Source organism: Streptomyces sp. NPDC002701, from assembly GCF_042889045.1.
In the GTDB taxonomy this organism is placed as follows: domain Bacteria; phylum Actinomycetota; class Actinomycetes; order Streptomycetales; family Streptomycetaceae; genus Streptomyces.
Genome location: NZ_JBIAQL010000021.1, coordinates 43,517 through 69,354 on the forward strand (window position 1 = coordinate 43,517; position 25,838 = coordinate 69,354).

24 protein-coding genes are annotated in these 25,838 nt (G+C 71.8%); 12 read left to right on the forward strand and 12 right to left on the reverse strand.

Annotated elements, in window-relative coordinates:
• Positions 1 to 112: 112 nt before the first annotated feature.
• From ACFYXC_RS34415 to ACFYXC_RS34430, 4 genes are read left to right on the forward strand one after another with little or no spacing between them, the layout of a single operon-like run.
• Entirely contained in the window at positions 113 to 1,084 is a 972-nt protein-coding gene (locus ACFYXC_RS34415) for a carbohydrate ABC transporter permease (protein ID WP_389556201.1), read from the forward strand.
• An 18-nt stretch (positions 1,085 to 1,102) separates the two neighbouring features.
• A complete protein-coding gene (locus ACFYXC_RS34420; RefSeq protein ID WP_389556203.1) occupies positions 1,103 to 2,056 on the forward strand; it encodes a carbohydrate ABC transporter permease in 954 nt (317 codons plus the stop codon).
• A 10-nt stretch (positions 2,057 to 2,066) separates the two neighbouring features.
• Positions 2,067 to 3,413, forward strand: a complete 1,347-nt coding sequence (locus tag ACFYXC_RS34425; protein ID WP_389556205.1) for an ABC transporter substrate-binding protein — start codon at positions 2,067 to 2,069, stop codon at positions 3,411 to 3,413.
• Positions 3,414 to 3,472: 59 nt separating this feature from the next.
• Positions 3,473 to 4,675: a Gfo/Idh/MocA family protein gene (locus ACFYXC_RS34430; protein ID WP_389556282.1), complete on the forward strand. Its 1,203-nt coding sequence runs from the start codon at positions 3,473 to 3,475 to the stop codon at positions 4,673 to 4,675.
• Positions 4,676 to 4,751: 76 nt separating this feature from the next.
• On the opposite strand, the gene ACFYXC_RS34435 is transcribed toward ACFYXC_RS34430, so the two are convergent.
• The gene (locus tag ACFYXC_RS34435) at positions 4,752 to 5,447 is read right to left on the reverse strand and encodes a L,D-transpeptidase family protein (protein ID WP_388910633.1); all 696 of its coding nucleotides are present in this window, start codon (positions 5,445 to 5,447) and stop codon (positions 4,752 to 4,754) included.
• Between the two features lie 242 nt (positions 5,448 to 5,689).
• Here ACFYXC_RS34435 and ACFYXC_RS34440 point away from each other — a divergent pair, with 242 nt between their 5' ends.
• A complete protein-coding gene (locus ACFYXC_RS34440) occupies positions 5,690 to 6,664 on the forward strand; it encodes an SGNH/GDSL hydrolase family protein (RefSeq protein WP_389556206.1) in 975 nt (324 codons plus the stop codon).
• Positions 6,665 to 6,742: 78 nt separating this feature from the next.
• On the opposite strand, the gene ACFYXC_RS34445 is transcribed toward ACFYXC_RS34440, so the two are convergent.
• Positions 6,743 to 7,225, reverse strand: a complete 483-nt coding sequence (locus ACFYXC_RS34445; RefSeq protein WP_389556208.1) for a VOC family protein — start codon at positions 7,223 to 7,225, stop codon at positions 6,743 to 6,745.
• A gap of 210 nt (positions 7,226 to 7,435) precedes the next feature.
• Between ACFYXC_RS34445 and ACFYXC_RS34450 the strand changes: the two genes are divergently transcribed.
• Entirely contained in the window at positions 7,436 to 8,632 is a 1,197-nt protein-coding gene (locus tag ACFYXC_RS34450) for an epoxide hydrolase family protein (RefSeq protein ID WP_389556209.1), read from the forward strand.
• Here the strand turns inward: ACFYXC_RS34450 and ACFYXC_RS34455 are convergent.
• Positions 8,611 to 9,849 carry a DUF6777 domain-containing protein gene (locus ACFYXC_RS34455; RefSeq protein WP_389556211.1) on the reverse strand — a complete coding sequence of 413 codons (1,239 nt, stop codon included), beginning with the start codon at positions 9,847 to 9,849 and terminating at the stop codon, positions 8,611 to 8,613. The genes ACFYXC_RS34450 and ACFYXC_RS34455 overlap by 22 nt on opposite strands.
• Positions 9,850 to 10,021: 172 nt before the next feature.
• On the opposite strand from ACFYXC_RS34455, the gene ACFYXC_RS34460 reads away from it, so the two are divergent.
• Positions 10,022 to 11,332 (forward strand): streptophobe family protein, encoded by a 1,311-nt coding sequence (locus tag ACFYXC_RS34460; RefSeq protein WP_389556212.1) that lies wholly within the window; start codon positions 10,022 to 10,024, stop codon positions 11,330 to 11,332.
• Between the two features lie 66 nt (positions 11,333 to 11,398).
• Here ACFYXC_RS34460 and ACFYXC_RS34465 read toward each other — a convergent pair whose 3' ends face one another.
• From ACFYXC_RS34465 to ACFYXC_RS34480, 4 genes are read right to left on the reverse strand one after another with little or no spacing between them, the layout of a single operon-like run.
• On the reverse strand, positions 11,399 to 12,373 hold the full coding sequence (locus ACFYXC_RS34465) for a serine/threonine-protein kinase (RefSeq protein WP_389556214.1): 975 nt from the start codon (positions 12,371 to 12,373) through the stop codon (positions 11,399 to 11,401).
• Entirely contained in the window at positions 12,373 to 13,248 is an 876-nt protein-coding gene (locus tag ACFYXC_RS34470) for a hypothetical protein (protein ID WP_389556216.1), read from the reverse strand. The genes ACFYXC_RS34465 and ACFYXC_RS34470 overlap by 1 nt, the downstream gene beginning before the upstream one ends.
• A 12-nt stretch (positions 13,249 to 13,260) precedes the next feature.
• Positions 13,261 to 15,603 (reverse strand): FHA domain-containing protein, encoded by a 2,343-nt coding sequence (locus tag ACFYXC_RS34475; RefSeq protein WP_389556217.1) that lies wholly within the window; start codon positions 15,601 to 15,603, stop codon positions 13,261 to 13,263.
• A 46-nt stretch (positions 15,604 to 15,649) separates the two neighbouring features.
• The gene (locus ACFYXC_RS34480) at positions 15,650 to 16,060 is read right to left on the reverse strand and encodes a hypothetical protein (RefSeq protein ID WP_389556219.1); all 411 of its coding nucleotides are present in this window, start codon (positions 16,058 to 16,060) and stop codon (positions 15,650 to 15,652) included.
• A gap of 151 nt (positions 16,061 to 16,211) precedes the next feature.
• Here ACFYXC_RS34480 and ACFYXC_RS34485 point away from each other — a divergent pair, with 151 nt between their 5' ends.
• A complete protein-coding gene (locus tag ACFYXC_RS34485; protein WP_389556284.1) occupies positions 16,212 to 16,502 on the forward strand; it encodes a DUF1905 domain-containing protein in 291 nt (96 codons plus the stop codon).
• A gap of 179 nt (positions 16,503 to 16,681) precedes the next feature.
• Here ACFYXC_RS34485 and mgrA read toward each other — a convergent pair whose 3' ends face one another.
• Positions 16,682 to 17,683, reverse strand: a complete 1,002-nt coding sequence (gene mgrA / locus ACFYXC_RS34490; protein ID WP_389556221.1) for an L-glyceraldehyde 3-phosphate reductase — start codon at positions 17,681 to 17,683, stop codon at positions 16,682 to 16,684.
• A 113-nt stretch (positions 17,684 to 17,796) separates the two neighbouring features.
• Between mgrA and ACFYXC_RS34495 the strand changes: the two genes are divergently transcribed.
• Positions 17,797 to 18,708: a LysR family transcriptional regulator gene (locus ACFYXC_RS34495; protein WP_389556222.1), complete on the forward strand. Its 912-nt coding sequence runs from the start codon at positions 17,797 to 17,799 to the stop codon at positions 18,706 to 18,708.
• Between the two features lie 20 nt (positions 18,709 to 18,728).
• On the opposite strand, the gene ACFYXC_RS34500 is transcribed toward ACFYXC_RS34495, so the two are convergent.
• Positions 18,729 to 19,133 (reverse strand): VOC family protein, encoded by a 405-nt coding sequence (locus ACFYXC_RS34500; RefSeq protein ID WP_389556224.1) that lies wholly within the window; start codon positions 19,131 to 19,133, stop codon positions 18,729 to 18,731.
• A gap of 170 nt (positions 19,134 to 19,303) precedes the next feature.
• On the opposite strand from ACFYXC_RS34500, the gene ACFYXC_RS34505 reads away from it, so the two are divergent.
• A complete protein-coding gene (locus ACFYXC_RS34505) occupies positions 19,304 to 20,014 on the forward strand; it encodes a dienelactone hydrolase family protein (RefSeq protein ID WP_388910593.1) in 711 nt (236 codons plus the stop codon).
• A 75-nt stretch (positions 20,015 to 20,089) separates the two neighbouring features.
• Here ACFYXC_RS34505 and ACFYXC_RS34510 read toward each other — a convergent pair whose 3' ends face one another.
• On the reverse strand, positions 20,090 to 21,454 hold the full coding sequence (locus ACFYXC_RS34510; protein WP_389556226.1) for an RICIN domain-containing protein: 1,365 nt from the start codon (positions 21,452 to 21,454) through the stop codon (positions 20,090 to 20,092).
• A 270-nt stretch (positions 21,455 to 21,724) separates the two neighbouring features.
• Here ACFYXC_RS34510 and ACFYXC_RS34515 point away from each other — a divergent pair, with 270 nt between their 5' ends.
• A complete protein-coding gene (locus ACFYXC_RS34515) occupies positions 21,725 to 22,219 on the forward strand; it encodes a DUF5709 domain-containing protein (RefSeq protein WP_389556228.1) in 495 nt (164 codons plus the stop codon).
• Positions 22,220 to 22,369: 150 nt separating this feature from the next.
• The gene (locus ACFYXC_RS34520) at positions 22,370 to 23,080 is read left to right on the forward strand and encodes a GAF domain-containing protein (RefSeq protein WP_389556230.1); all 711 of its coding nucleotides are present in this window, start codon (positions 22,370 to 22,372) and stop codon (positions 23,078 to 23,080) included.
• A 54-nt stretch (positions 23,081 to 23,134) separates the two neighbouring features.
• On the opposite strand, the gene ACFYXC_RS34525 is transcribed toward ACFYXC_RS34520, so the two are convergent.
• Entirely contained in the window at positions 23,135 to 23,527 is a 393-nt protein-coding gene (locus tag ACFYXC_RS34525) for a DUF3662 domain-containing protein (RefSeq protein ID WP_389556232.1), read from the reverse strand.
• A 230-nt stretch (positions 23,528 to 23,757) separates the two neighbouring features.
• The gene (locus tag ACFYXC_RS34530; RefSeq protein ID WP_389556234.1) at positions 23,758 to 25,827 is read right to left on the reverse strand and encodes a CocE/NonD family hydrolase; all 2,070 of its coding nucleotides are present in this window, start codon (positions 25,825 to 25,827) and stop codon (positions 23,758 to 23,760) included.
• Between the last annotated feature and the right edge of the window lie 11 nt (positions 25,828 to 25,838).

Consider the following 25,838-nt stretch of genomic DNA (forward strand, 5'->3'; position numbering starts at 1 on the left):
TAGGACGTTCCGACCATCGGGAAAAGACAGGTGCACGCCCCTTGACGGCTGGATTCTTTCGACTCGAAAGTAAGTGGGGCCGAGGACGAGCCGCAGACGAGGGAGTCTCCCGATGACCGTCGCCTCCAGCAGCCCACCCTCGCGTCTGCCTCCGAGCGACGTCGAGAGCACAGCGCCGAAGCCGGGGACCGGCGGGAAGCGGCAGCGCGACGGCGGCGGCCACGGCGACGGGCCCCTCGCGGCGCTGTTCGTCGCACCCGCCATGCTGGGGTTCCTGGTCTTCCTGCTGTGGCCGACCCTGCGCGGCATCCAGCTGAGCTTCACCCGCTTCAACCTGCTGACCCCGCCGGAATGGATCGGCCTCGACAACTACCGGCGCATGATCGACGACCCCATCTTCTGGGACTCGCTGAAGGTCACCGTCGAGTACGTGTTCATCAACATCGGCGTGCAGACCGTCTCGGCGCTGGCCATCGCCGTCCTCCTGCAGCGACTCACGCAGTCGGCGGTGCTCCGGGGCATCGTGCTGACGCCCTACCTGATGTCGAACGTCGTCGCGGGCATCGTCTGGCTGTGGATGCTCGACACCCAGCTCGGCATCGGCAACGAGATCATCGCGGGCCTCGGTCTCGACCGCGTCCCGTTCCTCGCGGACAAGACGTGGGCCGTCCCGACGATCGCGCTGATCAACGTGTGGCGGCACGTCGGCTACACCGCGCTGCTGCTCTTCGCCGGACTGCAGGCCATCCCGAACGACATGTACGAGGCCGCGAAGGTGGACGGCGCGAGCGAGTGGCGGATGTTCCGGCGCATCACCATGCCGCTGCTGCGGCCGGTGCTGGCCGTGGTGCTGATCATGACCGTGATCGGCTCGTTCCAGGTCTTCGACACCGTCGCCGTGACGACGGGCGGCGGCCCGGCGAACGCCACCAACGTGCTGCAGTTCTACATCTACGGCTCGGCATTCGGCCGCTTCCAGTTCGGCTACGCCTCGGCGATGTCCGTGGCGCTCCTGGTGGTCCTGAGCGCGATCACCGTCCTGCAGTACCGGATCACCCGCGCCGGACAGACCGACCTCGGCTGATCGGAAGGAGACACCGTCATGGCTGCCGCGACCGCCACACCACCGGCCCCGACGCCGCCGACACCCCGGGCGACGACTGTACGGCGACGTGCCAGGCCCCGGCCCTCCTTCGGGCGGGTCGTGGCCTGGGCGGTGATGGGGGCGATCCTGCTGGTCACCCTGTTGCCGTTCTACTGGATCCTGCGGACCGCGCTCTCCTCCAACACCGGCATCGCGGCCGACCCGACCTCGCCCCTGCCGGCCGACCCGACGGGCGGCGGCTTCGCCCGGGCGCTCGGACTGCAGTCGACCAAGGAGGCCATCGCGCAGGGCGGCGCGGGCGGCGGGCTCGACTTCTGGCGCTACCTGCTCAACTCGGTGATCGTCTCGACGATGATCACCACCTGCCAGATCCTCTTCTCCGCGATGGCCGCCTACGCCTTCGCCCGGCTGCGGTGGCGGGGCCGCGACACCTTCTTCGCGCTGTTCCTGGCCGGGCTGATGGTCCCGGCGATCTTCACCCTGCTGCCGAACTTCGTGCTCATCAAGCGACTCGGGCTGATCGACTCGCTGCTGGGGATCGCGCTCCCGACGATGTTCATGACGCCGTTCGCGGTGTTCTTCCTGCGCCAGTTCTTCATGAACGTCCCGCGCGAGGTCGAGGAGGCCGCTCTGCTCGACGGCGCCGGAAAGACCGGCATCTTCTTCAGGGTGCTGCTGCCGATGGCCTCCACCCCGGTGATCACCCTGGCGGTGCTGACGTACATCACCTCCTGGAACGACTACTTCTGGCCGCTGATGGTGTCGTACAGCGACGGCTCCCGCGTGCTCACCGTCGCACTGGCCATCTTCCGGGCACAGACCCCGCAGACCGGGGTCGACTGGTCGGGGCTGATGGCGGCGACGCTCATCGCCGCGCTCCCGATGCTCACGCTCTTCGCGTTCTTCGCACGCCGGATCGTCAGCTCCATCAGCTTCACCGGAATCAAGTAGGAGGCACCCGATGCGATTCCGTAGGCCCGTCGCGTTCACCGGAGCGCTGGCACTGTCCCTGTCCCTGGCGGGATCCGCGCAGGACGACTCCGCCGGCTCCTCGTCCCACACGGTGACGTACTGGCTGTGGGACGCCAACCAGCTGCCCGCGTACGAGGCATGCGCCAGGGACTTCGAGAAACGGAACCCCGGCCTGGACGTGCGGATCACCCAGCTGGGCTGGGACGACTACTGGACCAAGCTCACGGCGAGCTTCATCGCTGGCACCGAGCCCGACGTCTTCACCGACCACATCCAGAAGTTCGGGCAGTTCGCCGACCTGAAGGTGCTCGAACCGCTGGACGACCTGCCCATCGAGGACTCCTCCTACCAGCCGGGACTCGCGGCCAACTGGGTCGGACAGGACGGCCGCCGCTACGGCGCCCCGAAGGACTGGGACACCGTCGGACTGTTCTACAACAGGAAGATGGCGAAGGCGGCCGGGATCTCCGCGGAGGAGCTGAACGGGCTCGACTGGAACCCGCGGGACGGCGGGACGTTCGAGAAGACGATCGCCCGCCTCACCGTCGACAGGAACGGCAGGCGCGGTGACGAGCCGGGCTTCGACAAGGACGACGTCAAGGTGTACGGCCTGGCCACCAACGGCGGCGGCGACGGCGACGGGCAGACCCAGTGGAGCACCTTCACCGCCTCGGCGGGCTGGACCTACACGGACGAGGAACGCTGGGGCAAGAGGTACAACTACGACAGCGAGACCTTCCAGTCCGTCGTCGAGTGGTACTTCGGCCTGGCGGAGAAGGGGTACATGACGCCCTTCACCGACTGGAACTCCCAGTCCAACCAGGCCAACACGCAGGTCGCGTCGGGCAGGGCGGCGACCGCGTTCGACGGTGCCTGGATGATCTCCACGTACGCGGGGTTCAAGGGCCTGGACATCGGCAGCGCCGTCACCCCGGCCGGTCCGACGGGCAAGCGGGCGACCATGATGAACGGCCTCGCCGACTCCGTCACCAAGGGCGCCCGCAACAAGGCGGGCGCGAAGAAGTGGGTGGCCCACCTGGCCTCGAACGCGTGCCAGCGGACCGTCGGCGGCTACGGGATCGTCTTCCCCGCGACGCCCGAGGGCACCGAGGCCGCCGTCGCCGCGTACGAGAAGAAGGGCATCGACGTGAGCGCCTTCACGCGGCCGGTCACCGACACCCGGGAGTTCACGACCTTCTCCTACCCGATCACCAACTACGCGGCGGACGTCCTCGCGCTGATGAAGCCCGCCATGCAGGACGTCTTCGCCAACGACGCGCCCGTCGGCGGCCTCGACGAGACCAACAGCCAGATCAACCTGATCCTCGACCAGTGAGCACGCGTCCCGTGCGCACCGCCCCGTGGACAATCCCCTCAGTGAGAGGCACCCCCCTTATGACGTTCTCCCTCGGCATCGTCGGCGCCGGACAGTTCTCCGGCCAGTTCGCCAAGCTGTTCCTCGCCCACCCCGGTGTCGGCGACGTGTACGTCACCGATCTGCTGCCGGAGCGGGCCGAACGGCTGGCGGCCGCCGAAGGACTGTCGGGAACCTTCCCCTCGTACCAGGCGATGCTGGAGTCGGAGACGGTCGACGCCGTCGCGATCTTCACCCAGCGCTGGACACACGGCCCCCTGGTCGTCCAGGGGCTGAACGCCGGCAAACACGTCTACTCGGCGGTACCCATGGCGATCACGCACGACGAGATCGCCACGATCATCGACACGGTACGGGCCACCGGGCTGACCTACATGATGGGTGAGACGAGTCAGTACAACCCGGCGACCGTCCATGCCCGCGACCGGATCGCGGACGGCGCCTTCGGGCGGCTCTTCTACGCCGAGGGCGACTACGTGCACGACATGGACCTCGGGTTCTACGAGGCGTACCAGTACAGCGGCGGCGAGAACTGGAAGGCGACCGCCAGCTACCCCCCGCTGCTCTATCCGACGCACTCGGTGGGCGGGGTCCTCGGGGCCTGGCGGACGCACGCGGTGAACGTGTCCGCGATCGGGGTCAGGGACGACCGCGGGGACGGGGTCTTCGACGAGGAGATCAGCCAGTTCGGCAACGACTTCTCGAACGCCACCGCGCTGTTCGAGGTCGCGGGCGGCGGCTCGTTCCGTACGAACGAGTTCCGGCGGGTCGGCTACCCGTCGCACATCCGGGAGTCGCGTTTCCGGTTCTTCGGGACGGAGGCCAGCATGGAGCAGCTCGCCACGGTGGCCTTCTGGCAGGACAAGAAGGGCGTGAAGGACATCAGTGAACTCCTGGAGCCCAAGACCACCCTCTCCCCCGACGACCCCTCCCTGCGGCACATCGCGCCGGAGCTGCGGTCCGCCTTCACCTCCGGGTCGGCCCCGGTGCACGACCGGGCCCGGCTGCCCCGGGAGTTCGACCATCTGCCCAACGGCCACGAGGGCAGCCACCACTTCCTGGTGGACGACTTCGTGACCGCCGTCGCCACCCGGACCCTGCCGTCGGTGAACGCGTGGGTGGCCGCCCGCTACACCCTGCCGGGCATCGTCGCGCACGAGTCGGCGCGGCAGGGCGGGGTACGGCTGGAGATCCCGGACTTCGGGGACGCCCCGGCGGCGTGACGTCCCTGTAGGGTCCGGCCGTTCCCGGGGTCGCCACGGGAGCGGCCGGCCCGGTCGGGTGCCCGGCCTGCTCGGCTCAGGTGCCCGGCTTGCGGCCGTACACGTAGACGTCGTCGTTCTTCTTCAGCAGCGACCAGTACTTCTTGGCGTCCGTCTTCGTCATGTTGACGCAGCCGTGCGAGCCGGGCGGGTTCCACATGCTGACGCCGACCGAGTGGAACGCCTGCCCGCCGTCGAAGAACTGGCTGTACGGCATCGGCACGTCGTAGATGGTCGAGACGTGGTCGATGTTCCGCCAGTAGACCTTCTTCAGGCCGGTGCGGGTCTCGTAGCCGTTGCGGCCCGTGCGCACCGGCACGGGACCGTACACGAGGGTCTTGCCGTCCTGGATCCAGCTGAGCTGGAGCGTCAGGTTCACGCAGGCGATGCGGCCCTTGTTGACCGGGCACTTGCCGGCCGCGTTGGGCTTCTTGCCGACGGCCTTCTGCTTGGTCATGAGGTCCATCACGCCCCAGGTGACGGGGCCCGCGTACCCGATGTTCGGGGTGATGCCGTGCTTGGTCTGGAACGTCTTGATCGCCTTGCAGTCGGCGGCGGACTGCCTGCCGTCGACGGGCCGGCCGAGGAACTTCTCGACCTGCTTCTGGTACGGGCCGCTGCTGGTGGTGCAGCTCGCCGCGTGCGCGGGCGCCGCGCCCAGTGCGACGGTCAGCGGCGCCACCAGCCCGGTGACCCCCAGTGCGACGGCCATCCGTCTGCGTATGTCCCCCATGATCGGGCCCTTCCTCTTCGGTTCCCCGCCGGTTCCTCTTCGGTCCGGTCGATCCGTGCCAGCTAGACGCACGCGGGGGGACTTGGGTTGTGGGCGCGGAGGCGGCCGAGACGAAACGGTGACATGAGCATGCGTGCGTTCCGGGTCCCGCCGAAGGCATATAGGCGCGCGGGCCCTTCCCCCCTCCGTCCCGCTGTGTTTGTCTGGGGGCCGTTTTCGGTGGCTGGGGCGGGAGTTCCCGTATGGGCAAGCCGTGGATCGTCGGACTGTCGGCGGCATTACTGCTGCTCACCGCGTGCGGAGACCCCTCGTCGGACCCCGGGGCCGCGGCCACGCCCTCGTCCCCCGCGGTGGGTCCGACCACGCACCAGCGCCCGGCCGCCACACCGGGGCGACAGACGGAACCCGGAGCCGGGACCACGACCGGAGCCGGTTCCGGGTCAGGGGCCGGGGACCGGGCCGAACCCGCCGGCCGCCCCACCGTGCTCTACCTCGGCGACTCCCTCGCCATGGAGAACCAGCGGGTCCTGGGCGGACTCCTGCGGGACGGGATGAAGGCGCGCTACACCAGCGCCCCCTACTCCGGCACCACGCTGTGCGACTACCTGGAGGGGACGAGCGCGGACTCGCTCGTCCCGCCGAAGGACAAGGCGGCCGCCCTGGTGCGCCGTCTGCGGCCGGACTACGTGGTGCTCCAGTTCTGGGGCAACGCCTGGGGCTACACACCCTGCATGGACGGCATCACGTACGACAGGGCGCGGAAGAAATACTTCGCACGCCACAGCGCCGACGCCGAGCGTCTGACCGACCAGATCGCGGGCGCCGCGAGCGGGACGAAGATCGTCTGGGTGCTCCAGGGACCGGACCCCATCACCCCCGACCGGGTCCGGCGGGTGAACGCGGTCTACGAGCGGCGGGCCCGTGCTTCCGGCGACCTGCTCGCGGACGCCGGGAAAGCGGTGAGCCCGGCCGGCGCCCGCTACACGTGGGCCCAGTATCTGCCGTGCACCGCGTACGAGCGTGCGCACGGGCCGTACTGCACGCAGCCGGGCAGTGGCCGGACGGCCCTGCACCGCGACGACGACTACCTGCACTTCTGCCTGGCGCGCACCACCTCGACGCCCAAACCCTGTCCTGTCCGCTCCCCCGGCATTCTTCGCATCACCCGGGCGATCGCCGGGACGATCACCGCGGACCGGGCCGCGGCGGCGAACTGACACGGGTCTGCTGCGGAGTGGACGAGGACCGGGCGCGGGCCGGGCGCGGACCGGATCGTCGTGACGAGGGCGGCTGCCTCACTCCCCGGCGTACGCCTCCTCCAGGGCGGCGATGTCGAGCTTGTGCATCTTGAGCATGGCTCCCATCGCGCGGTTCGCCTTCTCCTGGTCCGGGTCGGTGATCATCTCGGTCAGCCGGGTCGGGACGACCTGCCAGGACACGCCGAACCTGTCCTTCACCCAGCCGCAGGGCCCCTGCTCGCCGCCGCCCTCGGTCAGCGCCTTCGAGTAGTGGTCCACCTCCGCCTGGTCAGCACAGTCGATCTGGAAGGAGATCGCCTCGCTGAACGTGAACTCCGGTCCGCCGTTCAGCGCGACGAACCGCTGGCCGTTGGCCACGAAGTCGACGGTCACGACGGAACCGGGGGTCCCGGGCCCGACCTCCGTGTACCGGCCGACCCTGCCGAGCTCGGAGTTCTCGAAGAGCGAGACGTAGAAGTTCGCGGCTTCCTCGGCCTGGCCGTCGAACCACAGACACGTGGTGAATCCGTCGGTGCTCATGGGTACCTCCTGGGGCGGGAACGCTGTCATCTGTACCGACCGGAACTCGGCGGGAAACTCATCGGTGGCGCGGGCGGCCGTTGCGGACGGGTGCCTGCGGAGGCCGCCGGCCGGGGGCTCCGACGCCGTCATCCGGCGCAGTCGCCAAGGCGCTGACCTGGCCCTTTATTCACCTGCCCGGGCCGGCGGCCGGAACTAGCATGACCCGTCATGACGTCCCCGCACAGCGACCGTGTCCAGCCCTTCCGCATCGACATCCCCCAGGCCGACCTGGACGATCTGCACGCGCGCCTGGACCGCACGCGGTGGCCGGACGAACTGCCGGGGGTGGGCTGGGCCTACGGGATCCCGCGCGCCTACCTGGAGGACCTCGTGCGGTACTGGCGCCACTCCTACGACTGGCGCGCGGCGGAGGCGCGGCTCAACGAGTGGCCCCAGTTCACGACGGTCGTCGACGGCGCCGATCTCCACTTCGCGCACATCCGCTCGCCCGAACCGGGCGCCACCCCGCTGGTGGTCACGCACGGCTGGCCCGGCTCGATCGTCGAGTTCCTCGACGTGGTGGGCCCGTTGACCGATCCGCGCGCGCACGGCGGAGATCCCGCCGACGCCTTCCACGTGGTGGTGCCGAGCATTCCCGGGTTCGGCCTGTCGGGACCCACCCGGGACACCGGCTGGGAGTACCGGCGCATCGCCGCCGCGTTCGCCGAGCTGATGAGCAGGCTCGGCTACCGGCGGTTCGGCGCACAGGGCGGCGACTGGGGCGCGGCGATCTCCCGCGAGCTCGGCCGTACGCACCCCGAGCGGGTGATCGGCGTCCATCTGAACCTGCTGCCGGGCGCCCACGCCACCACCGAGCCGACTCCGGAGGAGCTGGCCGCGCTGGGCCCCCGCGAACGCGAGCGCACCCGCGCCTCGTGGCGCCGCCACCAGGAGTGGACCCGCGAGCGCCAGGGGTACGCCGATCTCCAGTCGACCCGGCCGCAGACGCTCGCCTACGGCCTCACGGACTCGCCCGTCGGGCAGCTCGCCTGGATCGCCGAGAAGTTCAAGGAGTGGACGGACTCGGACGAGCGCCCGGAGGACGCGGTCGACCGGGACCAGCTGCTGACCAACGTGATGCTGTACTGGCTCACGGGCACGGCCGGTTCGTCCGCGCGCGTCTACTACGAGCGCGCGCACGCGGCGGGCGGCGGCGCGCCCGCGCAGCCGTCGGCCGCGCCGACCGCCCTCGCCGTCTTCCCCCGGGACAACTTCATTCCACTGCGGCATGTCGCGGACCGCACGAACAGCATCGTGCGGTGGACGGAGTTCGACCGGGGCGGGCACTTCGCGGCGATGGAGGAACCGGAGCTGCTCGTCGAGGACGTACGGGCGTTCTTCCGTCAGCTGCGGTCTCCCGCGTGAACGGCGCCGGAACCTCCGTACCGCCCCTGGAGGCTGTGGCCGGCGGCCGACTGCGTCGTCGTGTCGGAGGCGTCGCCGGGCGCGGGTGCGTCGTCGGGCGCGGAGGACTCCGGCGGCGGCGGTTCGGACGAGGGTGACCCGCTCTCCGGGGACGGCGGCGACGGCGTGTCCGACGAGGTCGAGGGGCAGGGGTCCGCCACGGCACCGGGCGCGGACGCGCAGGGCGGAGAGGCCGACGACGGCGGCAGGGAACTCGTGGAGGGGGACGGCCGGCTCGCTGGAGGCTCCGTCCTGCGGTCCTTGCCGCCGGTGTCACCCTTGTGCCGTGTGAACCAGTCGCCGCTCTCGTCGTGGAGCACGAACCGCTCGACGGGCCGGGGCGCGGGCGAGACGACCACGACGTTCGACGGCCGGTACGACGGCCAGGGTTCACCGGTCGTCCTCGGCCTGGTCTTCAGGGCCACCGGCGGCAGCAGCGGGTTGCCGCAGGCGCAGCGCACCCGCGGCACCCCCCGGTCGTCGACGAGGACCGCGGTGCCGGACTGCAGGACGGCCTGGTAGGCGGTGGCCTTCCCGTCGCGGAAGCCGTGGTTGGTGACACGGGTGTCCATCCGCAGCTGTACGGGGGTCAGGGCGCGCAGCTGCGCGGGCACCGAGGAGGGCCGCAGGCCGAGCACCGCGGCGAACGCCTCGTTCTTGGCCGGATTGCGCCCGAGCTCCGAGATCTGCTTCTCCACGTCGCAACTGGCTGTTTCCCGTGAACCGCCGTAGAGGCCGGGCGCCGAACCGTCCACGCCCCGCGTCACCTCGGGCGACTCGGAGGTGTCCGTGGGCGACGGCGTCATGGGGGCGGTGGAGCTGTCGCGCGCCGTCGACGCGGTGAACGGGTCGGGGCCCGAACTGCCCGCCGCCTGGAGGAAGACCTCGCCGTCCGAGCCGGTGGCGGTGCTGGTGTCGTCGTCGGGCCGGGTGAGGACGACGGCCAGGACGACCGCGACGACGACCACGGCGGCGATGACGGCCATCCGTGGCACGGACTTCCACCAGGGCCGGCCGGGCCCCTTGCCGTCCGCCCCCGGGCCGGACTCCCCCGGCCCGCCGGGCAGACCGGGGCCACCGGAGCCGCCGACGGAGGAACCCGAAGGTCCGCTCGGACCCGACAGGGGGCCGGACGGCGGTCCGGTGGGGCGGCCGGAAGACGGCGGTTCGACGCTCACGAGCTCCTCTTCCCGAAGGGTGGACACCACGGCACTTCACACACGTGCCACCGTTTTGCCCGTTTTCAACACGTTGGAGCCCATTGTGTGCTCCGGTTCGGTACCGCCCGCAAGCCGACGCGGTCGGCCCTCTCGACGGGCGCGCGGGCGCGGGCCTGCTTAGCGTGGCGGAGTGAGCCTCCAGACAGCCCCTGACCAGGCGGTGTCCCGACACGGCTGGGTCCACGCCCTGGCGACGGTCCTCGCCGGGCTGATCGCCATGATCGCGGTGTCGGCGCTCGGGCTGTGGGCGGCGGGCGCCGCCGACCTGCCCGACGGCGCGTTCCCGCGCGTCGTGGCCGCGACGACGGTGACGGCGGTCGGGGGGTCCGTGAAGTTCGCGGGGAACGCCGGGGCGCTCGCCGAGACCCGGGCGGCCCTGACGGTGATCCCCCTTTCGGTGGCGTTGACCGGGGCCCTGGTCGTCGCCACCGGTTTCCTGCGGCCGCTGCGCCACCGGGCCGTCGCGGGAGCGCCCGAACTGGCGGGCTGGGCGGGCAGGATCGCCGTCGTGTGGCTGCTCGCCCTCACCGGGCTCGCGCTGTCGGCGCGCCGGACCTTCGCGATCTCTCCGGGCGACGGCACGCTCTCGGGCGTCGGTGACCTGTTCGGCGCGTCGCCGCGGGTCGGCTTCGAGGCCGAGGTGCTGGTGACCCTGCTCTTCGGTCTGCTGTGGCTGCTCGGTGTACTCGTCCTCGCGCTGCTCGTCTCACCGGGTGCCCCGCTCCCGGCCCGCCTGCTGCGTTTCCAGGAGGCGGTGCGGCCGGCCGCGTACGCGATGGTGGCGCTGCTGCTGACGTACGTCGTCCTGGGGGTGGTCGTCGCCCTGGTGGTGGCGGTGACCCGGGGTCATGCGGCCCAGACGCTTGCCGTGGTCCTCCTCGGGCTGCCGAACCTCGTCTGGCCCGTGTTCACGATCGGTCTGGGCGCCACGTGGGAGGGCCGCGTCGAGGGGCCGTTCGGGCTGCCGATGCCGCAGGTGCTGGACAGCGTGCTGCGTACGCCCGACCTCGCCACCCTCGATCTGGGCACGCTCGCCGAGCAGGACGGCAGGGTGTGGTGGCTCGTGGCCGTCGACACGGTGGTCCTGCTGGCCGTCGCGTTCCTGATGGCCTCGCGCTCCCCGGCCCGGACGCGGGCCTGGCAGCACGCCGTGCACATGGCGGTCGCGCTGGCGCTCACGGTGCTCACGGTCTGCCTCCTGGGCCGGATCGACGCGCACTACGGCCTGTCGCTGCTCGGCATCGGGGACGTGGGCGGGGGCCTCTCCGGCGAACTCTTCCTGCGTCCCGTCCTGTGGAGCGCCCTGGCCCTCGCCCTCCTCTGGGGCCTGGCCACAGGCTTCCTGAGCGCCCTCCTGGCCTCCCGCACCCCCCACCACGGCCCCCACCCACCCGCACAACAGGCAACACCTACTGACCCAGCGCCCCCAAAGGCGCCCTGAAGGGGCGCGGGGAACGGCGCGACAAGCCCCCATCCACCCGCACCCGACAATCGGCCCGCCCAACCCTCACCACCCCACGCCGGGAAACACGGCCCGCGCCCACCCCGGCGGTCCGGGGGGCGCGGGCGAAGCCCCGGTCCCCCCGGACCCGCCGGGCCCAGCCCCACCCACCGCAGCCGCCCGCAACGCCGCCACAAACGCAAGACACGACCCATACCGGTCGTCACGGCTCTTGGCCAGCGCCTTCGCCAGAACCTCGTCGACGGCACCGCCGAGCCCGCCCCGCACCCCGCTCACCGCCGGAGGCACGTCGTACTGGTGCGCCCACAACAACGCCATGTCGTCGTCCCGCTGGAAGGGCGGCCGCCCCGCCAGGGTCTCGTACACGACGCACGCGAGGCTGTAGACGTCGCAGCGGCCGTCGACCGGACGCCCGGAGATCTGCTCGGGGGCCACGTAATCGAGCGTGCCGACGAACTGCCCGGCGGTCGTGAACCCGGTCAGGGACAGCGACTTCTTGGTGAGCCCGAAGTCGGTCAGGTACACGTGCTCGGGATGGTCGCTGTCCGTGCCCGCCGCGACCAGGATGTTGCCGGGTTTGACGTCCCGGTGGACCAGGCCGTGGTCGTGGGCGGCGTCCAGCGCGGACGCCACCTGGACGGCGATGCGGGCGGCCACGGCGAGCGGCAAGGGCCCCTCCCTGTCGAGCAGATGACGCAGGTCGCGGCCGGCGACGTACCGCATGGCGATGTAGAGGACCCCGTCCGTCTCCCCCGCCTCGAAGACCGGCACGATGTGCGGGTGGTCGATGGCGGCGGCCACCCGTGACTCATGGGTGAACCGTCTGCGGAACGTGTCGTTGCGGGCGAGTTCCGGGGCCAGCAGCTTCAGGGCGACCGTCCGGTCCAGGCGCAGGTCCTTGGCGCGGTAGACGACGGCCATCCCGCCCCGGCCGACCTCGCACTCGATGCGGTAGCCCGCGATCCGCTCGCCGGTCAGGTCGGCGGGCCGTCCCGCGTGCGGGCTCGTGCCGGGTGACATCACCCGTCACCGTCCTTCGGGACGAGCCGGGTGGGCGCGTGCCCGATGTCCTCCTCCGCCTCCGCGCCGCCCACGACCTGCGTGGGCTCCGGCCCGGCACCCGGCACGACCTGCGTGTGCGCATGCCCCACGGCGGCGGGCGCGCCTCGCCGCTCGGGCGACCCGTGTGACTCGGGCGGCTCGGCCGGCCGGGACGGCTCAGGACCCGCCGCGGACCGTCCGGAGGGCGCCGCGACGGGCACGCCGCGGGCACCCCCGGCGTTCGGCCCCGCGCCACTTGGGCCCGTGCCGCCCGGGCCCGTGCCGCCCGGGGCGGGAGCCGCATCCGGGACGACGGCCCCCGCCCCGGTGGCGCCCTCGCCCCCGCCCCCGCCCCCGGCCCCGGCGGCATCGAGCGGCCGCGCCACCGCATACGTGCTCAGTCGCGTGCCGTCGCAGTACACCCACCGCTCGTGCTCGGCCTCGTACAGCCAGACGGCCTCCCCCTCGACGACGATCCCGACCCGCATGCCCCGGGTCCGGGTATGGAACGCCTCCCGGTCGAGGTGTCCGGCCGCGAGTTCCGCGACGGCCTGCCGGTAGCGGCCGAGCGTCTCCTCGGCGCGGGCGAGCAGCGGACCCGGGTCGGCGGTCCGGGCGGGCGGCTGTGCGGCGGCGAGCGGCTCCTGCGGTACGGCGACCAGCAGCCGGCCGTCGACCCACGCGGACCAGCCGTTGGCGCACAGGACATGCCCCCAGTCGCCGCGCCGCTCGACGAGCCGGACCGGCAGGAGGGCGTCGAGGGGAACGGTGGGCCGGACCGGGTCCGGGGCGTCCCAGGCGGGCATGCCGTCCTGCGGGACCACGTGCGTGGGGCGGAAGCCGGGAGTCGTCATCGCGCCTGCTTCCTACTTGCGCATGACTTCGGGTTCGTGCCGGCGCAGCAGCCGGGCCACCGCGTACCCGAAGACGGCCGACAGGACGACGAGCATGCCCATGTTGAGCAGCCAGACGCCCGCCGAGTGCCGGAACAGCGGGTCGGCCGTCAGGTCGCCCGGGACGAGCCGGGCCAGTCCGACGGTGCCCGCCATCGCGCCGAGCGCCCACCGCGACGGCACCAGCCACGACAGCTGTTCGATGCCGGGGACGCCGTCGAGTTTCAGCAGCGCCCCGCAGAACACCACCTGGACGATGGCGAGGAGCACGAGCAGGGGCATGGTGACCTCCTCCTTGCGCACCAGCGCGGAGACGAGGAGGCCGAGCATCATCGCGGTGAAGGCGAGCAGGGCGACGGCGACCGTGATCTCCGCGAGGGGCGGCATGACGACTCCCTCGCCGCCTGGCGCGTTCAGGTCGACGCCGAGCAGCGCCACCAGGGTCAGGACGACGGCCTGGAGCACGGTGACCGTGCCGAGGACGACGACCTTGGACATCAGGTACGCCGATCTGGACAGGCCGACGGCTCGTTCGCGCTGGTAGATGACCCGTTCCTTGACCAGTTCGCGTACGGCGTTGGCCGCGCCCGTCAGGACGCCGCCGACGCAGAGGATGAGGAGCGCGTTCATCGCCGTCTCCTGCGTGAGCCTGCTGCCCGCCAGGGCCCGGGCCATCGCTCCCATCACGAAGGGCAGGGCGATCATGATGGCGAGGAAGGTCCGGTCGGCGCTGAGCGCCGCCGCGTACCGGCGCACGAGCGTGCCCAGTTGCGAGCCCCAGCTCTGCGCCTTGGGCGGCCGGGCGACCGTGCCGGGCGCGGGGTCGGCGTCCGTCCGGGGCAGGCGCGGCTGGGCGCTGGAGTCGACGATGTAGCGGCGGTGCTGGAGCGACGCGCGGTAGTCGCCGGCCCAGTCCCGGTCCTGGTCCCGTTCGAACGCCTCGAACGCCTCCGGCCACTCCTCGTGGCCGAAGAAGGCGAGTGTCTCGTCCGGTGGCCCGTAGTAGGCGACCTTGCCGCCGGGGGCCAGCACCAGCAGCCGGTCGCAGACGTCGAGGCTGAGCACGCTGTGCGTGACGACGACGACGGTCCGCCCGTCGTCCGCCAGTCCGCGCAGCATGTGCATCACGGAGCGGTCCATGCCGGGATCGAGGCCGGAGGTCGGCTCGTCGAGGAAGAGCAGCGAGGGCTTGGTGAGCAGTTCGAGGGCGACGCTGACGCGTTTGCGCTGGCCGCCCGAGAGGCTGTGGATGGGCTGCCCGGCGCGCTGTGCGAGGCCCAGTTCGCGGATGACCTCGTCGACGCGGGCCCTGCGTTCGGTCTTCGCGGTGTCCTGCGGGAAGCGCAGTTCCGCGGCGTACGTGAGGGCGCGGCGCACGGTGAGCTGGGCGTGCAGGATGTCGTCCTGCGGTACGAGGCCGATGCGGTGGCGCAGTTCGGCGTAGTCCCGGTACAGGTCGCGGCCGTCGTACAGGACCGTGCCGCGGTCGGCGGGGCGCTGTCCGGTCAGGGCGTTGAGCAGGGTGGACTTGCCCGCGCCGCTGGGCCCGACGACGGCCAGCAGGCACTTCTCCCCGACGGGGAAGGAGACGCGGTCCAGGAGTGTCTTGCGGCCCCGGTCGACGGCGACCGACAGGTCCTGCACGTCGAGCGAGACCTCTCCGGAGTCGACGTACTCCTGGAGCTGGTCGCCGACCAGGCAGAACGCGGAGTGGCCGATGCCGACGATGTCGCCCCCGTCGACGCGCGCCCGCTCGACGGGCTGTCCGTTGAGGAACGTGCCGTTGTGGCTGCCCAGGTCGACGATCTCGTACGTCCCGTCCGGCAGTGCGCGCAGCAGCGCGTGCCGCCGGGAGACGCTCAGGTCGTCGACGACGAGGTCGTTGTCGCCGCCGCGGCCGATACGGATCGTGCGGGCGGGCAGCGGGCGCACGCTGGTGGGCTGCCGGAAGGTGCCGGTCGCGGCGGGCACGGAGACGGCCGAGGGCCGCTCGGGGGCGGGCGGGGGCCGGTCGGTGAGGACGGCGCACGGGCCGTCCGTGGGGGCGCCGAAGCGGATGACGCTGCCGGCTCCGACGTCCCACTCGTGGACGCGGCGGCCGTCGGCGTACGTGCCGTTCGTGCTGTTCTCGTCCCACAGCGTCCAGTGGTCGGTGCCGGGCCGCAGGACGGCGTGGTGCCAGGAGACCCGGGCGTCCTCGATGACGATGTCGCAGAGCGGGTCCCGGCCGACGTGGTAGGCGTGGGCCGGGGTGATCAGCGTGGAGCCCGTCTCCGTCTCCAGGACGAGTTCGGGCGCCGCGGACCGCTCTCCCATGCCTGAATTCTAGCCATTCGTCCCGATGCACGCCTGTTGTGCCGGATCAGGCGGCCGGGACGGACAGGTAGGGCAGGGTGCGCCGCATCCGCAGGGCGTCGACCGACTCCGCGAGCAGTTCGTACTCGGTGGTCTCGTCGCTGGTGGCGACGCGCAGCAGGTGGCCGGCGGCCAACTCCTCGGCCGCGCGCTCCTGTTGTGCGATGTCGCCGCACCAGTTGCGCAGCACGACGGGCACATCGGGCGACGTGCCCGCGACGGGCGCCATCGAGTTCGGCGGGAAGTACGGGGCGTCGGGGTTCGGATCGAGGCGCTCGGCGATCCAGGACGCCCGGTCCCGCAGCCACCACATGGCCAGGGCCAGGGTGGGCGCCCGGTACGTGCCGAGCGGTACACCGACCCACATTCCGCCACAGACTCCGTACGCGGTGACGTGGCACAGGAATTCGTCGTGCACGATCACTCCCCCAGTACGTGTGCTCGCTGCCTGCCGGCCTTTCTCCCGCGGCTCGTGCTGCCGTGCACTGGCGCTGTTCCTGGTGGATGGACCTAACTTTCGAGTATCGCCACTCCTGACACAGTGTCACCATGCCTTTCCAGCCAGTCTCCTGGCATATTCGTGGCGCCGGTTCGGCCGGGGGCGACGGGCCCGTTCCGGCCAGAGCCCCGGCAGAGGGGGCTGGACCTATCTCGTCTGGCCGGAGTCGGTGGCGTTCTCCGGCACCCGGGGCCTGGCCAGGGTCCGCGGGACGATCGAGGGTCATCCCTTTCCGAGCGCCTTCATGGCGCTCGGCGACGGCACCCACAAGCTCCCTGTGAAGGCCGACGTACGCAAGGCGATCGGCAAGGGGGCCGGGGACACCGTGACGGTGCGGCTGGAGGAGCGCGCCACGCGGTGACGCCGCCGCGCCGCGCCCCGCAGCCGGGGCGGCGGGGCGCGTCGGTCACGCACGTCGGCCCGCCGGTGTGACACCGGCGGGCCGACGTGCGGCTCGTACGAGAATCCGGGGGCGCGGACCCGGGGCACTCAGGGGCGAAGGCCCGGGTGCCGTGGGTGGCGGCCGGAGGGGCGTGCGGGTCAGGCCGTCGGCCGCTGGACGATCTCGTCGATGCGGGTGAGCTCGTCCTGCGAGAACTCCAGGTTGTCCTTGGCGGCCACGCTGTCCTCCAGCTGCTGCGGGCTGCTCGCTCCGATCAGCGCGGAGGTGACCCGGCCGCCGCGCAGCACCCAGGCCAGCGCCAGCTGGGCCAGGGACTGGCCGCGGGACTTCGCGATGTCGTTCAGGGCGCGCAGGTCCCCGACGAGCTCCTCGGTCACCTTGTCCGCGCTCAGGAAGGGGCTGTCGCTCGCGGCCCGCGAGTCCTCCGGGATCCCGTCCAGGTAGCGGCCGGTGAGCAGGCCCTGCTCCAGCGGCGAGTACGCGATGGAGCCGACCTTCAGCTCGTCGAGCGTGTCCAGGAGCCCTTCCTCCTCGGGGCGCCGGTCGAGCATCGAGTAGCGCGGCTGGTGGATGAGGAGCGGGGTGCCCAGCTCGGCCAGGATGCGGGCGGCCTCACGGGTCTGCTCCGGCGAGTAGTTCGAGACACCGACGTACAGCGCCTTGCCCTGCTGCACGGCCGAGTGCAGGGCGCCCATCGTCTCCTCCAGGGGAGTCTCCGGGTCGGGGCGGTGCGAGTAGAAGATGTCGACGTGATCGAGGCCCATCCGCTTCAGGCTCTGGTCGAGCGAGGACAGCACGTACTTGCGGGAGCCCCATTCCCCGTACGGGCCCGGCCACATGAGGTAGCCCGCCTTGGTGGAGATGACCAGCTCGTCGCGGTACGGGCCGAAGTCCGCCTTCAGCGCCTCGCCGAGGGCCGACTCGGCGGCGCCGGGCGGGGGCCCGTAGTTGTTGGCCAGGTCGAAGTGGGTGACACCCAGGTCGAACGCGCGCCGCAGGATCGCCCGCTGGGTGTCCACCGGCCGGTCGGGGCCGAAGTTGTGCCACAGACCCAGGGAGAAGGCGGGCAGCTTCAGGCCGCTGCGTCCGGTGCGCCGGTAGGGCATGTCCGCGTAGCGGTCGGTGTGTGCGGTGTACAACACGTTCTCCAGAGGGGTCGGTACGGAGTGGACCGCTGTCCACTCTCGCCTGCCCGGCCGACAGCGGTCCAACAGGAGAATCGGATGGGATTCAGCGGATACGCTTCTCAATCATGGAATTGCGCCACCTTCAGCACTTCGTCGCGGTCGCCGAGGACCAGCACTTCACCCGGGCAGCGGAACGTCTGATGGTGTCGCAGTCCGGTCTGTCCGCCTCCATCCGCGCGCTGGAGCGCGAGCTGCGGGCCCCGCTGTTCGTGCGCACCACCCGCCGCGTCACGCTGACCGAGGCGGGGCGGGCCCTGCTGACCGAGGCGGAGCGGATCCTGGCGCAGGTCCGTGCCGCGCACGACGCGGTGGCCGCCGTGCAGGGCGTGCTGCGCGGCACGCTCTCGCTGGGCACCGAGCAGTGCATCGCCGGTGTGCACGTGGCCCCGCTGCTGGCCGGATTCCGGCGGCAGCACCCGGACGTGGAGATCCGGCTGCGGCAGGCCGGCTCGGGCGCCCTCGCGGAGGACGTCGCCGCGGGCCGGCTGGACCTGGCGTTCGCGGTGACGACCCGCGCCGACACCGAACAGCTGCGCTGTCTGCCCCTGACCCGCGAGCCGATGACGGTCCTGTGCCATCCCTCGCACCGGCTGGCGGGCGGCGGGCCGGTCACCCCGTACGAGCTGGGCGGTGAGTCCTTCGTCGACTTCCACCCCGACTGGGGGCCGCGCCGCACCACGGACGCGGCCTTCGCGGCGGCGGACGTGCACCGCACGGTCGCCCTGGAGGTCAACGACGTACACAGCCTCCTCGACCTCGTCGAGGAGGGCCTCGGCATCGCCGTCGTACCGCGTCACTTCGCCGAGAAGCGGCCGGCCCTGCCGGCCTTCCCGCTGAAGGCCGACGTCGAGACGCCGTACGAGACCGTCGCGATGCTTCCGCCGCCGGAGGCGACCAGCCCGGCGGCGAGGGCCTTCATGGCCCTGCTCGGAGCAGGGGATCCGGCCCCCTCCCTGGACGGCGCCCTGCCGGTTTGACCTGGTCCGGAGGAGATGCCCTAGATCCCGTCCGGAGCGGCGGGCTGCAGCAGGTCCCACCTGTTGCCGTACAGGTCCTGGAAGACGGCGACCGAGCCGTACGTCTCGTGCCGCGGCTCCTCCAGGAAGGTCACGCCCGCGGCGAGCATCCGGGCGTGGTCGCGGGCGAAGTCGTCGGTGTGCAGGAAGAAACCGACCCGGCCGCCGGTCTGGTCGCCGACCCGGCCGCGCTGCGCCTCGTCCTTGGCGCGGGCCAGCAGGAGCCCGGTGCCGTGTCCGCCGGTGTCCGGCTCCACGACGACCCAGCGGGAGCCGTCGGGGCGCGGAGTGTCCTCGGCGAGCCGGAATCCGAGCGCTCGGGTGTAGAAGCGGATGGCGTCGTCGTAGTCGTCGACGACGAGGGCGACCAGGGCGACGCGTCTCATCGGAGCCTCTCGGTAGGTATGCGGTTCGGACAGGCAACGTGCAGTTATACGTAACACGCGAGGATACGGCATCGATGCGCGGCAACCGGCCAGGGCCGTGCCCCGCCCGTCCGGCCGTTCCCCGGCTGCTGCATGCTGGAGACGAGATCGAGCGACAGGAGTGACTCACCATGTCCGAGATGCCCAGGTCGACCGGGGCGCCCGCCCGGCAGAACGTCACCTTCCCGAGCGGCGGGAGCACCGCGCACGGTTACCTGGCCCTGCCACCCGCCGGACGAGGGCCCGGCGTCATCGTGATCCAGGAGTGGTGGGGGCTGACCGACCACATCGCGGACGTCACCGAGCGCCTGGCGAAGGAGGGCTTCGTGGCGCTGGCCCCCGACCTGTACGGCGGCAACGTCGCCCACGAGGACTCCGAGGCGCTGCGCATGATGCAGGAGCTGCCCGTGCCGCGCGGGGTCGAGCTGCTGTCCGGCGCCGTCGACCATCTGCTGTCGATGCCGGAGGTCACCTCCGACACCGTCGGCTCGGTCGGCTTCTGTATGGGAGGGGGCTTCGTCCTCCACCAGGCGGCCACCGATCCGCGCGTCAGCGCCGCCGTGCCGTTCTACGGCGGCATCGCGGGCGAGGGTCCCGACTTCTCCGGCCTCAGGGCGCAGATCCTCGGCCACTACGGCGAGCGCGACGCCTCCATCCCCCTCGACTACGTCACCACTCTCGGCGAGACGATCCGCGAGCAGTCGGGCATCACCCCGGACTTCCGCGTCTATCCGGCCGGCCACGCCTTCTTCAACGACGGCCGCCCCGAGGCCCACGACCCCGAGTCGTCGGCCCTCGCCTGGCAGCGGACGGTCGACTTCCTGCACGCCAGGCTGGGTTGAGCACGGGCTGCGCCACGTGCGTGGCTTCCTCCGGCAGAACCAGGGGAAGCCACGCACGTCACCACGCGCACGCGATCAGTACGTGTACGTGTTGAGTGTCGCCACCGCCGAGAACGGGTTCCCGAGGTCGTACCGGTCCACCGCGAGGAAGTTGGGCTTCTTGCGGGCCGCCGGCTGGCAGAACCGCTGGGCCCGGTCGGTGAGTTTGGTGTTGTCGGTGCCGGCCGTCGAGGCGATCGCCGCGTCACGGAAGTGGTTCATCACGAAGAGCGGGCGGAAGGGCGGTGCCGTCGAGGTGAGCGGGATGTTGGTGCCGGCGTCGTACCAGCGGCTGTAGCAGGACCAGTCGGAGCTGCCGAGGCCCGAACCCATGGACCAGTAGTTCTCCACGGTCCACTCGCGCTGGTACATGACGCCGAAGCTGTCCCGCGTGAGCCCGGCGGACTGGTCGGCGGAACGGCTGTGGTCGGTGAAGAGGAGCAGCCGGTCGTTGGCGGCGACCAGGTCCGCGATCCTCGGCCAGCCGTTCGCGCGCACGCCGCTGCGGTCCGGGCGGTAGAGGACGTCGGACAGGCCGTTCACCCGGGCCAGTTCATCGCGCAGGACGCCCGGGTCGACGTAGTCCTCCAGGAACACGGTGATGATCTCGTTGGGGTTCTGCCGCAGGAAGTCGACCATGCGCTGGATGTCCACGTTCAGCGCCACCGGCCTGCTGACGAGGGTGCAGCTGTTGTGGCAGAGGATCGCGCCGTCCGGGGTCTGGTGGATGTCCAGCATGAACCCGCGTACGCCGTCGGAGAGTTGCTGGTTGATGCCGCGGCTCTGGTTCGGGACGAGGTTCACGAAGGGCGGCGCGAACCCGCCGTCGACGCCGTTCGCGTAGGCGTTGTGGGAGGTGAGGAACGTGACCTGGTCGAGGGTGCGGCGGTCCGCCGACGGCATCGGGGAGGTCGGGGAGGCCACCGGCGTCAGGTACCAGGCCGCGGGGTCGCCCGCCGCGCCCACGACCAGCTGCGCGGGGTAGTTGGCGCCGGACGGCTTCGCCCCGACGGTCAGGTACTGGTCGGCGCCGGGCACCTTGAGCCGGTACCGGTCGGTGCCCGTCGGGCTGATCTCCCACGCGGCGTCGGCGCCCGCGCAGGGCACGGTGCGCGCCTGGCCGCCCGCCCGGCCGAGGCAGCTGCCCGCCGCGTCGGTGTTCTCCAGGACGTACGACGCGCCACTGGAGCGGAGCGTCCACTGCTGGCGGTCCTCGTTGCCCTTGGGGTTGCGCTGGACGACCGCTCCCCCGCTGTCGGCGGCGTTCAGTCCGGTGACCGCGCTCTGTACGTAGAAGGTTCCGGCCGTCGGCACCTCCGCCGCCCGGGCGGGAGCGGCCAGGGCGGTGGTCAGTGCCGCCGCGGCGGCGGTGAGGGCGAGCAGGGGGCGGTATCTCGGCATGGCTGTCGGATCCCTTCGGCAGCGCGGCGGCGCCTGGTCGGCGGCCGGAGAAGTGGGGGGTCTGCGCGGGCCACTCAATCGGCTTGGTATGTACCGGTCAATAGCGCGAGCCGTCCGGGCGCCGACGGGGCGGTTACGCCTGGTGGTCTGCCGCCGCCGGCCGCGCGTTGCGCGGCTCACCGGGAGCGTGGTGTTTCACGGGCCGCATGCCGGGCACCGCGGTACTCCTACGGGGAAGCACGAAACGATCACCGGGCCAGGAGGCTGAACATGAACGACGAGAGCAGCATGGCGGACGACGCCTACCAGCCCACGGGAACCAACGAGGAGCAGGAGGACGCCTCCCCGCTGGATCTCCAGGATGCCATCGACGAACGTACGTACGACGACATCCTCGACGAGGGCTACTCGCCGCCCGAGAAGCCGCTGGGTGTCACCAAGACCGGCGTCACGGCCGCCGAGCAGCACGAGGGCGAGAGTCTCGACGAACGGCTGCGCCAGGAGGTCCCGGACGAGGAGGTCCCGGTCGGCGACGGCATCGGCGACCTGCCCGGCGGCGAGGGCGAACCACTGGACCCCGAGGCCGGTGACGAGCGCGCGGGCCGCCTGGTGGCGCCGGACGAGGGCGCGCACACGGACACGACGAAGGAAGCCGTCGCCTCGGACATCGGCATCGATGGCGGAGCGGCGGGCGCCGAGGAGGCCGCGGTGCACCTCGTGCCCGAGGAGGAGGAGCTGCCGCCGACACCTCTGCGGCAGGACTGACGTACACCCGCCCCTTCGGCGGCGACGGCCGTGGTGCCCGACGGAAATCGCGTCGGGCACCACGGCCGTTCGGAGGTCTGCGCGGAGGAACCCGGGTACTCGGTGTCCGCGGGGTGACGACGGCAGGGACGGGACAGGACGGAGACCGCGATGGCCGCACGGCGACTCTCGGCCGCACAGACGGTCGCGGACGCCGCCGCGCGCGCCGCACCCGGCGAACTGCCCCGCATGCTCTGTCTCTCGGTCCGTGACGTCCTGGCCGTCGACGGGGCGGCGCTGTCCCTGTTCACCGACACGCCGTCCCGGCAGCTCCTGTGCGCGTCCGACGCCACGGCCCTGCGGCTGGAGGAGATCCAGTTCACCGTGGCCGAAGGCCCCTGTATCAGCGCCGCTTCGGAAGGTGTCGCGGTGGTGGGCGGCGGGCTGCGGCAGCACGTCACCCGTTGGCCGTTCTTCGGGGCGACCGTCGTCGCGGAGCTTCCCGAGGTGGGGGCGGTCCACGCGTTCCCCCTGCGGGTCGCCGATCAGACACTGGGCTGTATGGAGCTGTACACGCGCGGCGAGGACGCCCTCGACGGCCCCACGCTGCGGGCGTGCGCCCAGGTCGCCGACGCCGTGGTGCGGGCTCTTCTCCCCGCGCGCACCGCGCTCTTCGACGACTGCGCGTTCCCCCAGTGGCAGCCGGTGGACGTCGTACGGGCCCACTGGTCCTCGACCCATCTGGCCGTCGGGGTCGTCGCCGCCCGCTCCGGTATGAGCATCGCCGGCGCTCTCGCGACGATGCGGGCGGAGGCGTTCAGCTCCGGGCGGACCCTCGCGGAGATCACCGCGGCCGTCCTCAAACGTCCGCCCTCCGCATGAGCGGCCACAGCCCGGCCGTGCCGGACCGTGGCCGAGGTCGGCCGCGCCGCTCGGTCAGTGCTGGAACGCGGCGGCCCGTACGTGCTTCATGACATGGCTCGACACCCGGTAACGGCCGTTGGGCACGTCGCGGGACTTGGTGACGTGCACGGTGAGCGGGCCGGCCCATTCGTAGCCCATGGTCTCGCCGTGGCGCAGGAGGCTGTCGGTGAGCACCTGGTCGATCCGCTGCCCGTTGCGCTCGAGTTCCTCGTGGGCGAACTCGGCCAGTTCGACGTCGTAGGCGTTGGGCACGACGGTCCGGCTCTCGCTGCACACGACGATGTGGTCGTCGCACTCCTTGCGCAGGGCCTCGACCAGTTCGACGGGCTCCTTCTGGCGGAACTGCGCGAGCAGCGATCCGCCGAACCGTTCCAGCGCTCGTTCCAGACCGGTGAGGGTGCTCACGGCTGCCGCACCCCCCGCTCCTCGAAGTCACCCGGCACCTCGTCGGCGGCCCCGGTCCTGCGACGGCTGTCCTCGGAAACGGTCATGGTGTGCGGCTCCTCGCTCGGGCGTGGTGTGTCGTGGTGTTCCGCTCTTCTCGGCGGGTTCCCGGGCAGCCGCGTTCAACGCGTCCCGTACCGGGATGCCCCCGGGCCCTGCCGTCCCCTTCCGCGGCAGGGCCCGGGGACGGTCTACAGAAGGTCCCGGGGCACCTTCTCGTTCCAGGTGCGGGAGAAGACCCGGCGCCCGCCCTCGTAGCCGTCCAGGGTGGCGTCCACGAAGAAGTCCCGCTCGTCGCAGCTCAGCCGGGTGCTCGTCTCCACGCGGACGTCCCAGTCGTCGCGCCGGAACCGCATGGTCCAGGCCGACTCCCCGGTGACCGAGGTGAAGTCGTCGGCGACGGAGGTGTAGCGCTCGTAGGCGCGGCGGCCGACGTCGAGGCCGATCTCGTCGAAGTGGACGAGCCCCTGGTCCTTCACGATCTCCAGCTCGGCGCGGTAGTCGACCATGTCGCGCTTGACCTCCCACCGTGCGTCGGGCGCGGTGAGCCGGGTCGTGCCCACCGGGGGCGTGCCCTCGGGCTCCTCGAAGGGGTCCGCGGCGATCTCGTCCGGTGCGTCCGTCGGGCGTACGGGGAGCGTGAGGGTGCTGGACCCCTCGTACACGCTCAGCAGCGCCGGCTCCGGGGGCGGCCAGGCCAGCGGCCAGTACGACGTGGACAGGGAGAGGCGGACCCGGTGCCCGGGCGGGAACGCCTGCGCCACTCCGTTGAGCTGGACGGTCGCGCGGTAGCGCGTGCCCGGCTCCAGGGGCTCGGGGTGTTCGGCGCTCTCCCGCCGGGTGATGTTGAGCAGGCCGTAGGTGACGCGGGTGGCGGAGCCGTCGGGACTCACGTCGGACAGGCGCGCGGCCACCATCGCGACCGGCCGGTCGGCCGACAGATCGAGTTCCACGGTCGGCGAGCCGAGGATCTCCAGGCGTTCCGTCAGCGGCTCGGTCTCGAAGACGAGGGAGCCGCCGTCCTCCTCGCGCTGGTCGTAGGGCAGGTCCGGGGGCGCGTTGTAGGAGGCCCACTTGCCCGCGAACTGGCCGACGGACAGGGGCGATCGCACGGTCATCGCGGTGTCCGCGCCGGCCGGCCCGACCTCGGCGCCGGTCCCCTCGCCGGCCGCGGCGGGGTCCTCGGCCGGGGTGCCGATGCGGTGCCGGGTCAGCGGGTGCGTGACGGGACGGATGTGCGGGGACGGCCAGGTGGGTTCCGCGACCCAGCGGCCCGGCCGCTCCTCGTACGAGGTGGACGGGGGCACGCTGTCCTGCATCCAGGTGCGCAGCATGGGGCCGTCCATGACGCCGTTGTCGGCGCCCTTGAGCCAGTGGTCCCACCACCGCACGACTTCCTGGAGGTAGCCGATGGCGGGCCCGGGCTCTCCCAGGTGCGGGAACTTGTGCGACCAGGGGCCGATCAGTCCCTTGCGGGGCACGTCCAGGTGGCCGAGCAGCCGGGTCACGGCGTTGGAGTAGCCGTCCGCCCAGCCGCTGGACGCGAGGACGGGGCACTGCACGGCCGAGTAGTCCTCGGAGACGGAGGCGTGCCGCCAGTAGTCGTCACGGCGCTGGTGGCGCAGCCAGGGCAGGACCCAGGGGCCGGTGTTCTCCAGGCGTTCGTGCCACATGTCGCGCCAGCGGTCGCCGACCACGGCCGGGTCGGGCGGAAGGGTGGCGTAGGCGAACATGGTGCCCGCCTCGGCGAGGTTGTCCGACAGCATGGCGCCGCCCATGTAGTGCATGTCGTCGGCGTGCCGGTCGTCGGTGAAGGACGCGATGACGATGGCGCGCAGGCTCGGCGGCCGCCTCGCCGCCACCTGGAGGGCGGCGAAGGCTCCCCAGGACAGGCCCATCATCCCGGTGGCGCCGTCGCACCAGGGCTGGTCCGCCAGCCAGGCGAGGACCGCCTCCGCGTCGGCCTGCTCCTGTTCCAGGTACTCGTCGGCCAGCACCCCTTCCGAGTCGCCGGTGCCGCGCAGGTCGACGCGCACACAGGCGTAGCCGTGCCCGGCGATGTAGGGGTGGTGCATGGAGTCGCGTACCGAGGTGAGGTCGCGTTTGCGGTAGGGGATGTACTCCAGCACCGCGGGCACGGGTTCGTCGTCCGAGGAGGTGGGGCGCCAGACGCGCGCCGACAGCCGGATGCCGTCGGGCATCGGGATACGGACGTCCTCCTCTTCCTTGGTCGCGTACGGCAGGTTGCTCACGTGACGCATGTGGTGGACTT

Bases quoted from the DNA above. Each gene is read 5' to 3' on its own strand.
- ACFYXC_RS34515 (WP_389556228.1), top strand. From the start codon at position 21,725: ATGAACGACGAGAGCAGCATGGCGGACGACGCCTACCAGCCCACGGGA.
- ACFYXC_RS34425 (WP_389556205.1), top strand. From the start codon at position 2,067: ATGCGATTCCGTAGGCCCGTCGCGTTCACCGGAGCGCTGGCACTGTCC.
- ACFYXC_RS34450 (WP_389556209.1), top strand. From the start codon at position 7,436: ATGACGTCCCCGCACAGCGACCGTGTCCAGCCCTTCCGCATCGACATC.
- ACFYXC_RS34440 (WP_389556206.1), top strand. From the start codon at position 5,690: ATGGGCAAGCCGTGGATCGTCGGACTGTCGGCGGCATTACTGCTGCTC.
- ACFYXC_RS34420 (WP_389556203.1), top strand. From the start codon at position 1,103: ATGGCTGCCGCGACCGCCACACCACCGGCCCCGACGCCGCCGACACCC.
- ACFYXC_RS34530 (WP_389556234.1), bottom strand. From the start codon at position 25,827: ATGCGTCACGTGAGCAACCTGCCGTACGCGACCAAGGAAGAGGAGGAC.
- ACFYXC_RS34470 (WP_389556216.1), bottom strand. From the start codon at position 13,248: ATGACGACTCCCGGCTTCCGCCCCACGCACGTGGTCCCGCAGGACGGC.
- ACFYXC_RS34465 (WP_389556214.1), bottom strand. From the start codon at position 12,373: ATGTCACCCGGCACGAGCCCGCACGCGGGACGGCCCGCCGACCTGACC.
- ACFYXC_RS34500 (WP_389556224.1), bottom strand. From the start codon at position 19,133: ATGAGACGCGTCGCCCTGGTCGCCCTCGTCGTCGACGACTACGACGAC.
- ACFYXC_RS34520 (WP_389556230.1), top strand. From the start codon at position 22,370: ATGGCCGCACGGCGACTCTCGGCCGCACAGACGGTCGCGGACGCCGCC.
- ACFYXC_RS34475 (WP_389556217.1), bottom strand. From the start codon at position 15,603: ATGGGAGAGCGGTCCGCGGCGCCCGAACTCGTCCTGGAGACGGAGACG.
- ACFYXC_RS34510 (WP_389556226.1), bottom strand. From the start codon at position 21,454: ATGCCGAGATACCGCCCCCTGCTCGCCCTCACCGCCGCCGCGGCGGCA.
- ACFYXC_RS34430 (WP_389556282.1), top strand. From the start codon at position 3,473: ATGACGTTCTCCCTCGGCATCGTCGGCGCCGGACAGTTCTCCGGCCAG.
- ACFYXC_RS34435 (WP_388910633.1), bottom strand. From the start codon at position 5,447: ATGGGGGACATACGCAGACGGATGGCCGTCGCACTGGGGGTCACCGGG.
- ACFYXC_RS34495 (WP_389556222.1), top strand. From the start codon at position 17,797: ATGGAATTGCGCCACCTTCAGCACTTCGTCGCGGTCGCCGAGGACCAG.
- ACFYXC_RS34415 (WP_389556201.1), top strand. From the start codon at position 113: ATGACCGTCGCCTCCAGCAGCCCACCCTCGCGTCTGCCTCCGAGCGAC.
- ACFYXC_RS34505 (WP_388910593.1), top strand. From the start codon at position 19,304: ATGTCCGAGATGCCCAGGTCGACCGGGGCGCCCGCCCGGCAGAACGTC.
- ACFYXC_RS34445 (WP_389556208.1), bottom strand. From the start codon at position 7,225: ATGAGCACCGACGGATTCACCACGTGTCTGTGGTTCGACGGCCAGGCC.